The organism is Pseudomonas sp. NFACC13-1 (assembly GCF_900104425.1).
Lineage (GTDB): Bacteria > Pseudomonadota > Gammaproteobacteria > Pseudomonadales > Pseudomonadaceae > Aquipseudomonas > Aquipseudomonas fluorescens_AA.
Genome location: NZ_FMXV01000004.1, coordinates 16445 through 31191, shown reverse-complemented (window position 1 = coordinate 31191; position 14747 = coordinate 16445). Strand labels below are relative to the sequence as shown.

General features: G+C 62.3%; 12 protein-coding genes and 1 pseudogene. 12 read left to right on the top strand and 1 reads right to left on the bottom strand.

The genetic code is table 11. The annotated features are described in order from the left end of the window. Positions 1-183: 183 nt before the first annotated feature. The 7 genes from BLQ55_RS06875 (at position 184) to BLQ55_RS06845 (ending at position 8373) form a co-directional block, all read left to right on the top strand. Positions 184-1941 carry a carbamoyltransferase family protein gene (locus BLQ55_RS06875; protein ID WP_092205289.1) on the top strand — a complete coding sequence of 586 codons (1758 nt, stop codon included), beginning with the start codon at positions 184-186 and terminating at the stop codon, positions 1939-1941. After that, entirely contained in the window at positions 1925-3055 is a 1131-nt protein-coding gene (locus tag BLQ55_RS06870; protein WP_092253056.1) for a glycosyltransferase, read from the top strand. Before BLQ55_RS06875 ends, BLQ55_RS06870 begins: the two co-directional genes overlap by 17 nt. Further along, a complete protein-coding gene (locus BLQ55_RS06865) occupies positions 3055-3951 on the top strand; it encodes an antimicrobial resistance protein Mig-14 (RefSeq protein ID WP_092253055.1) in 897 nt (298 codons plus the stop codon). The genes BLQ55_RS06870 and BLQ55_RS06865 overlap by 1 nt, the downstream gene beginning before the upstream one ends. Positions 3952-3959: 8 nt before the next feature. Then, positions 3960-5360 carry a PIG-L deacetylase family protein gene (locus tag BLQ55_RS06860; protein ID WP_092253053.1) on the top strand — a complete coding sequence of 467 codons (1401 nt, stop codon included), beginning with the start codon at positions 3960-3962 and terminating at the stop codon, positions 5358-5360. An 84-nt stretch (positions 5361-5444) separates the two neighbouring features. Further along, complete coding sequence (locus BLQ55_RS06855; RefSeq protein ID WP_092253051.1) at positions 5445-6401, top strand: glycosyltransferase family protein; 957 nt, start codon at positions 5445-5447, stop codon at positions 6399-6401. 55 nt (positions 6402-6456) lie between these two features. Further along, positions 6457-7221 (top strand): LSm family protein, encoded by a 765-nt coding sequence (locus BLQ55_RS06850; protein ID WP_092253049.1) that lies wholly within the window; start codon positions 6457-6459, stop codon positions 7219-7221. Positions 7222-7269: 48 nt separating this feature from the next. Next, a complete protein-coding gene (locus BLQ55_RS06845) occupies positions 7270-8373 on the top strand; it encodes a glycosyltransferase (protein ID WP_092253047.1) in 1104 nt (367 codons plus the stop codon). On the opposite strand, the gene BLQ55_RS06840 is transcribed toward BLQ55_RS06845, so the two are convergent. Then, positions 8359-8964 carry a BUD32 family EKC/KEOPS complex subunit gene (locus tag BLQ55_RS06840; RefSeq protein ID WP_092205296.1) on the bottom strand — a complete coding sequence of 202 codons (606 nt, stop codon included), beginning with the start codon at positions 8962-8964 and terminating at the stop codon, positions 8359-8361. The two genes, BLQ55_RS06845 and BLQ55_RS06840, sit on opposite strands and share 15 nt — an antisense overlap. A 107-nt stretch (positions 8965-9071) precedes the next feature. Here BLQ55_RS06840 and BLQ55_RS06835 point away from each other — a divergent pair, with 107 nt between their 5' ends. The 5 genes and pseudogenes from BLQ55_RS06835 (at position 9072) to hldE (ending at position 14738) form a co-directional block, all read left to right on the top strand. After that, positions 9072-10244, top strand: coding sequence for an O-antigen ligase family protein (locus BLQ55_RS06835; RefSeq protein ID WP_092253045.1), 1173 nt, complete (start codon positions 9072-9074; stop codon positions 10242-10244). 15 nt (positions 10245-10259) lie between these two features. Next, positions 10260-12065 (top strand): lipid A export permease/ATP-binding protein MsbA, encoded by a 1806-nt coding sequence (msbA, locus tag BLQ55_RS06830; protein ID WP_092205298.1) that lies wholly within the window; start codon positions 10260-10262, stop codon positions 12063-12065. A gap of 137 nt (positions 12066-12202) precedes the next feature. Then, positions 12203-12616 (top strand): annotated as a pseudogene (locus BLQ55_RS06825) (sulfotransferase family 2 domain-containing protein); the annotation flags it as partial. Further along, positions 12609-13217, top strand: a complete 609-nt coding sequence (gene cysC, locus BLQ55_RS06820) for an adenylyl-sulfate kinase (RefSeq protein WP_176814190.1) — start codon at positions 12609-12611, stop codon at positions 13215-13217. The pseudogene BLQ55_RS06825 and the gene cysC, both read left to right, overlap by 8 nt. Positions 13218-13316: 99 nt before the next feature. Next, positions 13317-14738 carry a bifunctional D-glycero-beta-D-manno-heptose-7-phosphate kinase/D-glycero-beta-D-manno-heptose 1-phosphate adenylyltransferase HldE gene (gene hldE, locus BLQ55_RS06815; RefSeq protein ID WP_092205300.1) on the top strand — a complete coding sequence of 474 codons (1422 nt, stop codon included), beginning with the start codon at positions 13317-13319 and terminating at the stop codon, positions 14736-14738. Positions 14739-14747: the final 9 nt, after the last annotated feature.

Here is a 14747-nt window from a genome sequence, read left to right as displayed (position 1 = left end):
CCACAGGGACGGTGCTCTGCCTTCCCAATTAACACCGGACAGCGACCCGCCACTCACTGCTAGAGGCTTAAGATCGCTTTTAAGCTATAATCCCGCCCTTTAGCTGCCCCGCACCCCTGGCGCGCGGCACATCCATTTTCGCGGCGCTTGTCGCCCGTATGCAGATATAAGAGGCTAGACCCTGTGGCATTGACGATTCTTGGCCTGTCCGGCGCCCTTAGCCATGATCCTTCCGCAGCGCTGTACATAGACGGCAAGCTGATCGCGGCGGCCGAGGAAGAGCGCTTCGTACGCGATAAACATGCAAAGAACCGCATGCCCTACGAGTCGGCGAAGTTCTGCCTTGAACAAGCCGGCATCAAGCCTTCCGACGTCGATGTCGTGGCGATTCCGTTCGCCCCGATCAGCCTGTTCGGCGAGGCGCGCTGGCACTACGCCAAGCGTTACTGGTACGCCCCGGACCGGGCCCTCGACGCGATCCTGATGGGCAACCGTCGCTACAAGCGCTATCGCCGCAAGATCGTCTGGTGCCTGGAGCAACTGGGCTTCGATCCGAAGAAAATCAAGATCGAGCCGGTCGAGCACCACCTGGCCCACGCCTCCAGCGCCTACCACTGCTCGGGCTTCCAGGAAAAAACCGCGATCCTGGGCATCGACGGCAAGGGCGAGTACGCGACGACCTTCTTCGGCTACGGCGAAAACGGCAAGATCCACAAGATCAAGGAATTCTTCGACCCGGACTCCCTGGGCGGCCTGTACGGCGCGATCACCGAGTTCCTCGGTTTTGAAATGCTCGACGGCGAATTCAAGGTCATGGGCATGGCGCCCTACGGCGATGCCACCAAGTACGATTTCTCCCGCCTGGCCTCGTTCGAAAACGGCGAGCTGGTGATCAATACCGACTACGCCAACGTGATCGGCCTGCGCCGCTATAAAGAGAAGGGCAAGGGCTTCTACTTCTCGCCGAAGCTGATCGAGTGGCTCGGCCCGAAGCGCGAAGGCGACATCGCCGACGAGCCGTACATCCACTACGCGGCGAGCATGCAGGCGCTGTTCGAGAAGCTCGCGCTGCAAATGATCGACCACTACCTGGGCGACGTGCTCAAGGAAACCGGCAAGCTGGCCTTCGCCGGCGGCTGTGCGCTGAACGTCAAGCTGAACCAGAAGATCATCGCCCGTGACGACGTCAAGGAGCTGTTCGTGCAACCGGCTTCCGGTGACGCCGGTACGGCGGTGGGTGCGGCGGCGTATGTGTCCCACGCCCGTGGCGTGCCGGTGGAGAAGATGGAACACGTCTACCTCGGCCCGGCCTACAGCAACGAAGACGTGATCGCCGCGTGCGCCCGTCATCCGAGCAAGCCTGCCTGGCGCAAGATCGACAACACCCCCGAGCGCATCGCCAGGATCATGGTCGACGGCAACCCGGTGGCCTGGTTCCAGGGCCGCATGGAGTTTGGCCCGCGTGCCTTGGGCGGCCGCTCGATCATCGGATGCCCAAGCGCCAGCGGCGTGGCCGATCGGATCAACGAACAGATCAAGTTCCGCGAGCGCTGGAGGCCTTTCTGCCCGTCGATGCTCGACACCGTTGCGCCGCAGATGATCAAGGTCGATCACCCGGCACCGTTCATGACCTTCACCTTCGAAGTCGCCGAAGAATGGAAAACCCGCGTGCCGGAAGTCGTCCATGAAGACGGCACCTCCCGGGCCCAGGTGCTCAAGCGCGAATACAACCCGCGCTACTACGACATGATGAAGGCCCTGGAAGTGCTGACCGGCAACGGCGTGTCGCTGAACACCTCGCTCAACCGTCGTGGCGAACCGATGATCTGCTCGCCGACCGATGCGCTGAACATGTTCTTCGGTTCCGACCTGCAGTACCTGATCATGGAAGACATCTTGGTGGTCAAAGACGGCGTGGACGCTTATGACACGCTCGGCTGAGCGACAGGTGCTGCAGTTCTGCCACGGTTATGACGGGCCGTTCCTGGACTGCGCCCGTCAGTACGCCAGCTTGTTCGCGGGCACTGGCTATCGCGTGACCACGGTGTTCCTCACCGGGGCGGCCGATGCCGAAGTCGCTGCCGCCTGTGCCTCGGACGAAGTGCTGTTCATGGAATACAGCTCCAGTGCCATTCGTGGCCTGAAGCTGGGCGCCATCGGCGATCTGCGCAAGATCGCCGCCTCGCGCAATTTCAGTTTCTGCATTGCCCATCGCTTCAAGCCGATCTACATCGCCCTGTTGGGTACTCGCTTGCCGGTGATTGGCGTGCACCATGCCTTCGGGGACTACCAGCGGCGCACTCGCCGGTTGTTCGCCCACGTTTACCGCAAGCGCCTGAGCCTGCTCGGGGTCTCCGATGCGGTGCGTGACGACATGCGCCGTTGCCTGCCGAAATGGCCGGCTGCCCGGATCCAGACCCTCTACAACCGCATCGACCTTGATGCCGCCCAGGCCGGCCTGGTCTCCCGGGAGGAGGCGCGGCATACGCTGGGGTTGGATACGGACACCTGGATTGTCGGCAATGTCGGCCGCCTGCACCCGGACAAGGACCAGGCCACATTGCTGCGCGGCTTTGCCGCGGCGCTGGGGCATCTGCCGGTCAACAGCCAGTTGGCCATTCTCGGCAAGGGCCGCCTGGAGCAGGACCTCAAGGCGCTGACCCGAGAGCTGGGCATTGCCGATCGTGTGCTGTTCCTCGGCCAGGTGCCTGAGGCGCGCCGTTATTTCCGTGCTTTTGATGTGTTCGCCCTGAGCTCCGACCATGAACCGTTCGGCATGGTGCTGCTCGAAGCCATGGCCGCCGGGGTACCGTTGCTGGCTACGGCCTGTGGTGGTGCCAAGGAAGTGGTCGAAGGCGTTGGCATCCTGTTTCCGCTGGGCGACGCCGAGCACATGGCCCAGGGGCTGCAACACCTGGCGGCCATGGACGATCTGCAGCGTCGCCAATGCGCCGAGCTGATGCTCGATCGCTTGCGCGAACGTTTTTCGGATCGCGCCGTACGCGAGGCATTCTGGCGTTTGCCCCAAGTCACCGAACTGGCGCCGAGGGCCTGATGTTCAACCGATTCCAAGGCTGGCGCGAGCGTGGCTGGACCGCCGTCGATGCGTCGATTTATGCCCAGGCCTGGCAGCGTTTCGGCGGCAGCGTGGCCACTCATCCCCTGGTGGTCGAGCGCCTGGCGGCCCTGGCCGGAATTCCCGTGCGTTACCTGGCGTTCGAGCAGGACGGTGAGCTCAAGGCGGCCATACCGACCTGGGGCCGCGACCTGGCGCTGTCCAAGGATGTGCTCAAGCGCAGCGGCAAGAAGGGCTTGTTCGACCTGGGCAATGCCGAGCTGATCCTGCCGGCGGCGCCCGATGCGCAAGCGCCGTTGCGTCATCGTGGACGTTACCTGTCGGCCCTCAACGAGGGGCGCTTCAGCGGTTTGAAGTTGCAGCAGGAACAACTGGCCATGGCCCGCACGCCGGAAGAGCTGTCCAAGAAGTTTCGCTACAACCAGCGCCGTGAACTGCGTTTGCTGGAAGAGGCGGGCGGCGTGGTGCGGCCGGTCGACGAGTTTTCCAGCGTCGAGCTGGCTTCGATCTACTGTGACCTGTTCCTGCGTCGCTGGGGCTTTGCGGCCACCGGTGCCGAACGCATGGGCGAGGTGATCGAGCTGTTGCGCGAATGGCTGATCGGCTCGGTGATCTTTCTCAACGATGCGCCGATTGCGATCCAGCTGGTGTATCGCGTCGAAGCGCCCGAGTGGATCAGCGTCGAATACATCAACGGTGGTGTCGACCCGCAGACCCGCGAATTCAGCCCTGGCAGCGTGTTGAGCTTCCTCAATACCCAAAGCGCCTGGGAACACGCCCGTGCCGCCGGCAAGCCGCTGCGTTTTTCGTTCGGCCGGGCGGACCGGGAATACAAGGACCGTTGGTGCAACCCCGTGCCGGTGTTTACCGTATGAACCCACCCATGAGTCGCAAGCAACAGTTACTCCAGCGCCACCGTCGCAACAAGCGCGTAGGGTTGTTGTTTGCCCTGGTGGTGTTGGTGTCGCTGGGTGTCGGGGTGGCCTGGTGGCTGCCCCTGGTAGTGGCGGTGCTGGGCTGGATCGCCCACGAGGCGTGGTTCGCCGATCACCTGTTCTATTCGCCCCGGGACGATTACCAATACAGCTTCCCGCCGTTCACCCAGCAACCCAAGGTGCATTTGAATGCCGGGCGGCTTCGGTTGGACGAAGGCGTGATTCTGGATGATGGCGCGACGCTGATCCTCGCACTGCGGATCAAGAGCACCTGGCTGGGACGTTTCATCGACCCGCTCGTCGAGTTGTCGGGGGGGGAAAGGGACCTGCAAACCTTCGAGCGCGGGGTCAATGGCCTGCGCTATCTCAACCTCAGCGAGCAGGGCCCGGCGTTGTCCCGGGGCGAGCTGCGCCTGCGCGGGCGTCATTGCCGTTTGCTGGGCGAGCCGACGCTGTGGTCCTTCACGGCGCCACCAGTGCAGCATCAGCGGGTGATGGTCATCGCGCCCCATGCCGATGATGCGGAGCTGGCTGCCTACGGTTTGTACAGCCAGGCTGACGAGGCCTGGATCGTGACGCTGACAGCGGGTGAAATCGAGGCCGGGCATTATCGGAAGATGGGCCTGGACAGCGTCGAAGCCGCGCGACTCAAGGGCCGTTTGCGAGCCTGGGACAGCATTGCCGTACCCCGCTGGGCCGGCGTGCCTGAAGCGCACTGCGTGCAGTTGGGGTATTTCTGCCTGCAACTGGCGGCCATGCAAGCCGCGCCGAGCCAGCCCCAGGGTTCTCGCGAGGCGGGTCTGAGCGATACCCGGCTGTTCCGCCAGTTGAACCCGTTCGCCCTGCCCGGCGATGACGACGGTGCGCCCACCTGGAACAACCTGCTGGCAGACCTGCGCGTGCTGCTGCTCAAGGCGCGTCCCGAAGTCATTGTATTGCCACACCCGACCCTTGATCCGCACCCCGATCATCTCTGCGCCCATCATGCCGTCTTGCAAGCCCTCGAAGGCCTGGAGTGGCAACCGACCACGCTGTTGGGCTATGCCAATCACCTGCACGACAATGACCGCTGGCCCATGGGTGATGCGGGTGCGGGCATTGCGTTGCCGCCGTATTTCGACCCGGCCCGGCCGATGCATCCCGTCAGCCTGCCGCTGGCGTTGTCCGGCCAGCGCGACAAGGCCATGGCGTTGGGCATGATGCATGACCTGCAACCGCGCGCGCCGTTCAAGCGTCGTTTGCGCCGTGGCATCCAGCGTCTGCTGGCGGGGCGCACGGGCTCGGCCTATGGCGAGAACGAATTTTTTCGCAAGGCTGTGCGTCGCCATGAACTGTTCTGGCGGCTGTAGAGGCCCAAGGCGGGGCTTCTTTGCGCTACGGCGCAAACAGGCCTCCGGTTATTTATCAAGTCGTTCGGTGCCGCAAGGAAAACGATGAAAGTTCTGTTTCTGGTGCAGAAAGAACAGCGGGCCATCCTGGACCGGCTCTACGAAGGCGTGGCCGCTCATTGCGAGTGCGACCTGCGCTGGCTCGACAGCAAGGAACAACGCAACCTGCGGGGGTATTTCCGCCGCCATGTGGACGTATCGCGTTATGACCGGATCATATTTTTCCTGCGTTTCAAGCAGGAAATTCGTCAGGCCGGTTTCATCCGCACGATCCCCAACCTGGTGATCCTCGAGCACGATGCCTATCAGAATTACATTCCGTGCAAATACACCGGAAAATTCAGTGCGCATTACCGTCGCATGCCGTGGGTGCGGGTGATCAGTTCCGGTTTCATGGTGACCGAACGTCTGCGCGACGAAGGTTTCGATGCGGTATTCGTGCCCAAGGGCTACGATCAGTCGTTATTGCAGGATCAGGGGCGTGAACGGGATATCGAGTTGGCCTTCGTCGGCAGCACCAACAGTGTTGCCTATAGTGGTCGCAAGGCGCTGCTGGATGAGCTGGGCCGGGTTGAGCCACTGGTCGTGACCCGGACCAAGTCCGGCGAAGAATATTGCGAGACCCTCAATCGTATCCGCTTTTTCGTCAGTGCCGACGTGGGTATGGGCGAGTTCATGATCAAGAATTTCGAAGCCATGGCCTGCGGCTGTGTGCTGCTGGCGTTCGACCAGGGCATCGACGAAGCGCGGGCCTTGGGGTTGCAGGACATGCATAACGTGGTGTTGTACCGTGACATCCCGCAACTCCAGGAAAAGCTTTCCCGGCTGCGCGCCGACCCCGAGCTGGCGCGCAATGTGGCGCACAACGGCCAGAAGCTGGCGCTGGAACAGTTCAGTTTCGCGCGCATCGGGCAGAAAATCGTTGAAGCATTGGAGCCACCGTTGCGGCCTCGTGCCCCGTTGAGTCTGCTGGAGACATTGCGCCTGAAGCTGGGCGTTTGATACGAACCGTTGAGCCATCCGGTGTTCAGATGGCGTTTGACTAAATGGTATTTCAGTGCAGTTTTCCGACGATAGTGACATTACCCTGGTGGTAACCAGTTGCGGCCGGCTCGATCTGCTCAAGCGGACCCTGGAGAGTTTCGATCGCTTCAATACCGCGCCCATTCGTGAAGTCTTCATTACCGAAGATGCCGGCGACGAAGGCGTGCATGGCGTGGTTCCCGCTCATTGGAAAGACCGCACCACGGTCTTCGTCAATCGGCCGAAGCTTGGGCAGTTGGCCTCGATCGACCTGGCGTACGGGCAGGTGAAGACGACTTACATTTTCCATTGCGAGGATGACTGGGAGTTCTATCGCCCGGCCTTCGTGGAGGATTCGCGCACGATCCTGGAGCAGCGGCCCGGGATCCTCCAGGTATGGCTGCGCAACTATGTTTATGACTTGTGCGTACACAGCCCCTATATCCGCCTGGGCGAACGGGAAGTCATCGGTGGAGTGCCGTGTTATCCGTTGATTTCAGATAAACCCGAATGGCAAAGCTTTTCTCTCAACCCGGGGCTGCGACGGCTGAAGGAGTACCAGCTTTGCGCCCCCTTTGCCGGTTTCGGCGGCGAAAAAGCCCTGTCCCTTCGCTATGCGCAACTGAACTTGACGGCGGTCACTCTGGAAGGGGATGCTGTTTTGCACACCGGATTCGGGGTTCATGTGGAAGTCCCCGTGGAGCGTCAACGCAAGGCACGTCGCAGGCGCCGCGAGCAAGTTAAGCTGTCCCTGGTCCTCTTGCTTGGAGTCTGCATTGGCTGGCTTATCAACTACTGAATGCCGCGAAGCATGAGTCCCGGTCCGCGATAGAAGGTTTGCTGCTCGATGAGCATTATCAATGTCATGTGGGCGGGCGGTGCACCGTTCGCTTCGGTACACAAGGTTCATAATCAGATTCTCTCGCGGATGGAACCAGCGATGCCTGTCAAGACATGGCTCTTGCAGGGCTCGGCGGCTGCCTGCCAGGTTGATGTGGGGACGGCACTCGAGTGGAATATGACCTCGGCCCGCCTCAAGGGCCGGCACATCTGGCGCCTGCTCAAACCACTGATGCACAGCCGTTTCCGCCAGGCGTTGCTCGACAGCCAGGCCCGCGTGGTGTTGCTCGATGGCGTCGGCGTAGCCCGCACTTTGCTGCCGGTGCTCAAGCATTTGCCGCAGATTCGTGTGGTGGTGGTTTTTCATGGTGCGACACGAGTCAATCCGGCCGGCCGAAAGTTGCTGCGTGAGTTCCCGGCTTCGCGCCTGGCCCTGGCGGCGGTCTCCGAAACCCTGGCGATGTCGCTGCGCGAAGAGTTGGGTCTCCAGGTCATTGCGCTGCGTAGTGCGTTCGATCCGGCGGCGTTCCAGGCGGACCTTCTCCCCCGCGAAGATGCACGTGACCGGCTGGGCTTGCCGCGCTCAGGCGTGCGGGTATTTGGAGCGGTGGGGCGGCTGGTGGATAAAAAGGGCTTCGCCAGTCTGCTGGAGGCGTTTGGCCGGGCTGCGGCGGACCATCCCGACTGGCGCCTGGTGATTGTCGGTGAGGGCCCCACGCGTGAGGCGCTGCAGGCGCGGATCGAGCAGCCAGACCTGCTCGGCAAGGTCTTGCTGACAGGGCATCTGGAGGAGGCGGCAACAGTCTACAGGGCGTTTGACTGGGTGCTGGTCCCATCCAGGGACGAGGGCCTCGGGTTGATTCTTCAAGAGGCGGTGCTGGCTGGCATCCCGGTGCTGGCGAGTGATATCGCGGTCTTTCGCGAGCAGTTGGGCGACACCGGCTGGTACGCGCCGGTTAATGACGACGGGAGCTGGAGCGAGGCGATCCTGCGGGCCGCCGAGGCGCCGGCCGAGGCCGTCGCGTTGGCCCAGTACCGGGCACTGGCACCAGACGAGGCCTGGTTGAGTTTCAGCCAGACCGCCCGGCAGTTGATTTCAGACCATCAGTAAGGCGTTTTCCAATGCCTGCATCGGAAAGCTCCCGTTCAGGTTCTCCCGGGCAATATAACGAGCGAAATGTTGCAGGTTGCGACGTGCCAGGTAGCGCGGCAGTGGCGAGCGCAGGAAGCGCATATCGGCCACATCGATCAGTCCCAGTGTGTTTTCGGGCGTGACGACGATGTTGCCCAGGTGCAGCGAGCGAAAATAAATACCCCTGGCGTGCAGGCTGCGGATCAGTTCGACCAGCGCCGGAAGGGTCTGCTGCCAGCTGAAATTTTCCTGATTCGATAATTGACGCAGGGTTTTACCAGGGAGCGGTCGATACAGTACGGCGGTCATGCCGGGTTTTTGCAGTTTGTAGAAGGCCAGCACCTGGAGAGTCGGTACGCCGAGTTTCTGCAAGCGGGCCGCATTATCGATGAATCGCGTTGAATAAGGCCTTAGCAGGGCCGAAGAAAAAAGCCGCTTGCGGCGAAACAGCTTGAGGATATTCCCATCCTGCAGCAGATAGACTTTTGGGCCGTAGCTGTCGGCCTCCAGAATGCTGGCGCCTTCAATCAATTGATTCAAAGCGGCTTGGGGAAGCCGTGAGGATTGCATCGTAGGGAAACCTTGTTGAAAGAACCGGTGCCGTGGCGGGCCATGATGCCCAAAAGTTTTTGTTTTCACCATGCCGGCTTGGCTGGTAGACCGTTTAGGAGCGTTAGATGCAGGCAACACGTTGGGCACAGGGCTGGATGGCCTTTGGCTTATTATGGTTTTTGCTGGCGATAGCCCTGGCACCGACCAACAAGATTTATCAACAGGGGTTGGTTGCATTCGCCTGGCTGCCGGCGATCGTCTTCGCCTGGCCGGCCCGTCATCGGCTGGCAGAGTTATGGCGTGCCCAGCGCGTGATCTACGCGGCGTTGCTGGCGCTGATGGGCTGGGCGCTGATCACGCTGTTCTGGACCGAAGCGGCGGAGCCGGCCCGCGAGGCCAAGCGACTGCTGTACATCCTGGTGTTCCTGATGTTTTTCCCGGTTTTCGCCGACGGCCAGCCCGAACGGGTGATTCGCATCATGCAATGGGGGGGGCTCGGGCTGGCACTGACGGCGCTGATGGCTATCGTCCGTTTCTACGGCATGGCAAACAACCCGTGGAATGCGCGCCTGGAAGGGTTGGGGGAGTTGTCCCATCCGATCCTCGGCGGCTACGTGATCGGCCTGGCGGCGATCTGGATGTTGCATTGGGTACCGCGTCACCGCGGCCTGCAAGTGCTTTGGGTGCTGGCCCTGGCGCTGTTGGGGAGCTTCGTGGTGGCGAGCCAGAGCCGTGGTGCGGCGCTGGCCTTGCTGCTCAGCATACTGGCCATGCCGATCTACTGCCGGGACCAGCGGGCCCGCGTGATTGCCGCCACGGCGCTGGTGCTGGCGATGCTGACCTTCTGGCTGCTCGAGCCGTTGGTCATGGCGCGCGGTGCTTCCTATCGGCCCGAGATTTTCATGTCGAGCCTGCACATGATTGCCGAGCGCCCATGGGGGGGGCTTGGCGTGGCGGCTGACTATCGGGTTGTCAGCCACGGCCTCACGTTCGATCATGCCCACAACCTGTTCAGCCACGTCGCCATTCAACTCGGGCTGCCGGGGCTGCTGCTGTGGTGCATTGTCTGGTTCGCCGTGCTGCGCGAAGCCTGGCGGGCCCGGGAAAGCCTGCTGGGCCGGGGCGTGCTCGGCATGTGGGTGTTTTCGTTCCTGGCGATGCAATTCGATGCCGCGAGCCTGACCGGAACCCCCCGTGCCGAATGGTTCATTACCTGGCTACCGATTGGCCTGGCCAGCGTTTTGACCTGGGCGCAGGCCAATGTCGGTGGCTGTGATAAAATTCCGCGTTCTTCCTAACCAGTGAGCCCGACGATGAGTGACGCACCGCCCAAAGCGGAACAGGATTCCAGCCTGAAGATCTATTTTCGGTTGTTGGGATACGTCAAACCCTACGCGGGCATTTTTCTGCTGAGCATCCTGGGTTTCGTGATATTTGCTTCGACCCAGCCCATGCTGGCCGGGATTCTCAAATATTTCGTCGACGGCTTGAGCAACCCCGATGCGGTGCTCTTTCCCAGCGTGCCGTACCTCCAGGACTTGAAACTGCTGATGGCGGTGCCGCTGCTGATCATTCTGATCGCTGCCTGGCAGGGCCTGGGGTCGTTCCTGGGCAACTATTACTTGGCCAGGGTTTCCCTGGGACTGGTGCATGACCTGCGGGTCGAGCTGTTCAAGAAGTTGCTGGTGTTGCCCAATCGCTACTTCGACACCCACAACTCCGGCCACCTGATCTCCCGAATCACCTTCAACGTGACCATGGTCACCGGTGCGGCTACCGATGCCATCAAGGTGGTGATCCGTGAAGGTCTCACCGTGGTGTTCCTCTTCGCCTACCTGGTGTGGATGAACTGGAAGCTGACCTTGGTGATGTTGGCGATCCTGCCGCTGATCGCGGTCATGGTCAGCAGTACCAGCAAGAAATTCCGCAAGCAGAGCAAAAAGATCCAGGTGGCCATGGGCGATGTGACTCACGTTGCCTCCGAGACCATCCAGGGCTACCGCGTGGTGCGCAGCTTCGGCGGCGAGGCCTATGAAGAGCAGCGCTTTACCAACGCCAGCCAGGGCAACACCGACAAGCAATTGCGAATGACGCGTACCGGTGCGGTCTATACGCCGATGCTGCAACTGGTGATCTACACCGCCATGGCGGCCCTGATGTTCCTGGTGCTGTTCCTGCGCGGTGACGCGACGGCCGGTGACCTGGTGGCCTACATCACGGCTGCCGGCCTGCTGCCCAAGCCGATTCGCCAACTCTCGGAAGTCAGCTCCACCATCCAGAAAGGCGTGGCCGGTGCCGAGAGCATCTTCGAGCAACTGGATGTCGAGCCGGAGGTCGACGGGGGGACGGTCGAGCAGGAACGGGTCAGCGGTCGTCTCGACGTGCGCAACCTGAGTTTCACCTACCCCGGCGCTGAGCGCGAAGTGCTCAAGGACATCAGCTTCACCGCGGCACCGGGGCAGATGATTGCGCTGGTGGGTCGTTCGGGCAGCGGCAAGTCGACCCTGGCGAGCCTCATCCCGCGCTTCTATCACCATGAGGTCGGCCAGATCCTGCTCGATGACGTGGAAATCGAAGACTACCGCCTGCGTAACCTGCGTCGTCATGTCGCCCAGGTGACCCAGCATGTCACCCTGTTCAACGACACGGTGGCCAACAATATCGCCTACGGCGACCTGGCCGGTGCGCCACGGGCCGACATTGAAAAGGCGGCCCGGGATGCCTATGCGATGGACTTCATCGAGCAGTTGCCCCATGGCCTGGACACCGAGGTGGGCGAAAACGGCGTGCTGTTGTCCGGCGGCCAACGCCAGCGCCTGGCCATTGCCAGGGCATTGTTGAAGAACGCGCCGCTGCTGATCCTCGACGAGGCCACCTCGGCGCTGGATACCGAGTCCGAGCGGCATATCCAGGCCGCGCTGGACCAGGTCATGAAAGGCCGTACGACCCTGGTCATCGCCCACCGTCTGTCGACCATCGAAAAGGCCGATCTGATCCTGGTGATGGACCAGGGGCGGATCGTCGAACGAGGGACCCATGGCGAGCTCTTGGCGCAGAACGGCTACTACGCGCGTCTTCATGCCATGGGGCTGGACGCTCCCGCCCAGAATATCGCCTGAGTTCGGACCCCAGGCAGCGAGCCGGCCGGTTTCTCTCGGCCGGCTTCGCTCCCATCCGGTGTTGGACACACATGTTGCATGCACCTCGGAACCCATGTGGGAGCGAGCTCGCTCGCGATAGTGGTGTGTCCGGGCCGCAGTACGCCGCCGTTTTCAAATTTGCCTTTGTTCGCGATCCGCTGGAGCGTGCGTATTCAGCCTATGCTTTCCTGCGGGGCAATACGCTGGGCGTGCGCGACCAGGCGGCGCGGAAAATGATGGGCCAATACCGCGACTTCGATGATTTCGTCGCGCGATGGCTGCACCCGGAGAACATCACCCGGCAATTGCATTTCGCTGCCCAGACGGATTTCCTTATCGATTCCTTCGGCCACCTGGCGATGGACTTCATCGGTTACCAGGAATACCTGGACCGGGGCGCGAGGTTACCCCATGTGAACCACAGCTGGCAGCGTGCCACGGTGCCGGTCGGGGACATTTGCTCAGTGCGGACTCGTCGACTGGTGCGGCGGGTATACCAACGTGACTACGAGATGCTTGGTTATGAATGAAACGTCGAACGTATCGATGCAGCCGGCGCGGATCAGTCCTTATGCACAGGCGCTCACGCCGGCGGACCGGGCGGCCATCAAGGCCCAGCGACCGCGCTGCATCTGGCTGACGGGACTGTCGGGGGCGGGCAAGTCGACCCTGGCCAATGCCTTGGAAGTGCAGCTCAACCGGCAGGGCTTGCACACCTCCCTGCTCGATGGCGACAACCTGCGCCAGGGGTTGTGCCGGGGCCTGGGCATGGATGCCGAGTCCCGCCAGGAAAATATTCGCCGCATTGCCGAGGTCGCGCACCTGATGGTCGACGCCGGCCTGATCGTCATCGTGGCGGCCATCTCCCCGTTTCGGGCTGACCGGGAAGCTGCCAGGCAGTTGTTTTCCGAGGGCACCTTCGTCGAGGTTTATGTGAGTACACCCTTTGACGTCTGCGCCCGGCGTGACCCCAAGGGGTTATACCGCGAGGCCCGCGCCGGGCGGATCAAGAACTTCACCGGGCTCGACAGCCCCTACGAGGCACCCCTTGCGCCAGACTGCGCGATCGATACCAGCGAGGTGGAGCTGGACCAGGCCTGTGCACGACTGGCGGCGTTGCTGCAAAACTGACGGAACGAACGTCCTGGCTTCGCGTTGCAGCCATGGACAAGCCTTCGCCAACCCTGTGCTAATATCGCGGCCCTGTTCATTTTGTATGTGGGATGCTCCATGAAGTTGTCCATGCCGCGATTCGATCAAGCCCCTGTATTGGTGGTCGGCGATGTCATGCTCGACCGCTACTGGCATGGCGGTACCTCACGGATTTCCCCTGAGGCGCCGGTACCGGTGGTCAAGGTCGAGCACATCGAGGATCGCCCGGGCGGTGCCGCCAACGTTGCCTTGAACATCGCTGCCCTCGGCGCACCGGCCTCCCTGGTGGGCGTGACCGGCGACGACGAGGCCGCCGACAGCCTGACCAACAGCCTCAAGGGCGCAGGCGTACGTGCGATATTCCAGCGCGTTGCGCACCAGCCGACCATCGTCAAGCTGCGGGTCATGAGTCGCCACCAGCAACTGCTGCGCATCGATTTCGAAGAACCTTTCGCCACCGACCCCCTGGCCCTCGGTGCCGAGGTCGACAACTTGCTCGAAGGCGTCAAGGTCCTGGTATTGTCGGACTACGGCAAAGGCGCGTTGAAGAATCACCAGGCGCTGATCCAGGCCGCCCGTGCCCGTGGCATTCCGGTCCTGGCCGATCCCAAGGGCAAGGATTTTTCCATCTACCGTGGCGCCAGCCTGATCACGCCGAACCTCAGCGAATTCGAAACCATCGTCGGCGGTTGCGTCGATGAGCACGAATTGGTGAGCAAAGGCGCGCAACTGATGCAAGACCTCGACCTCGGCGCCTTGCTGGTGACCCGTGGCGAGCACGGCATGACCTTGCTGCGCCCCGGTCACCCCGCGTTGCACCTGCCGGCCCGTGCCCGTGAAGTGTTCGATGTGACGGGTGCCGGCGACACGGTGATTTCCACGTTGGCCGCCGCGATCGCTGCCGGCGAGGAACTGCCCCACGCGGTCGCCCTGGCTAACCTGGCGGCGGGCATTGTCGTCGGCAAGCTCGGCACGGCGGCTATCAGCGCCCCCGAGCTGCGCCGCGCCATCCAGCGCGAGGAAGGCTCCGAGCGGGGCGTGCTGGGCCTGGAGCAACTGCTGCTGGCCGTTGACGACGCCCGTGCCCACAACGAAAGCATCGTCTTCACCAACGGTTGCTTCGACATCCTGCACGCTGGCCATGTGACCTACCTCGAGCAGGCCAGGGCCCAGGGGGATCGCCTGATCGTCGCGGTCAATGACGATGCCTCCGTGAGCCGTCTCAAAGGGCCGGGGCGTCCGATCAACAGCGTCGACCGGCGCATGGCGGTCCTGGCCGGCCTGGGCGCGGTGGACTGGGTGATCAGCTTCAGCGAGGGCACGCCGGAAAACCTGCTGCGCCAGGTCAAGCCGGATGTGCTGGTCAAGGGCGGTGACTACGGGATCGACCAGGTCGTCGGCGCCGACATCGTCTCGGCCTACGGCGGTACCGTGAAGGTATTGGGGCTGGTGGAAAACAGCTCGACGACGGCGATCGTGGAGAAGATCCGCAACAACTGATGTGTCAGG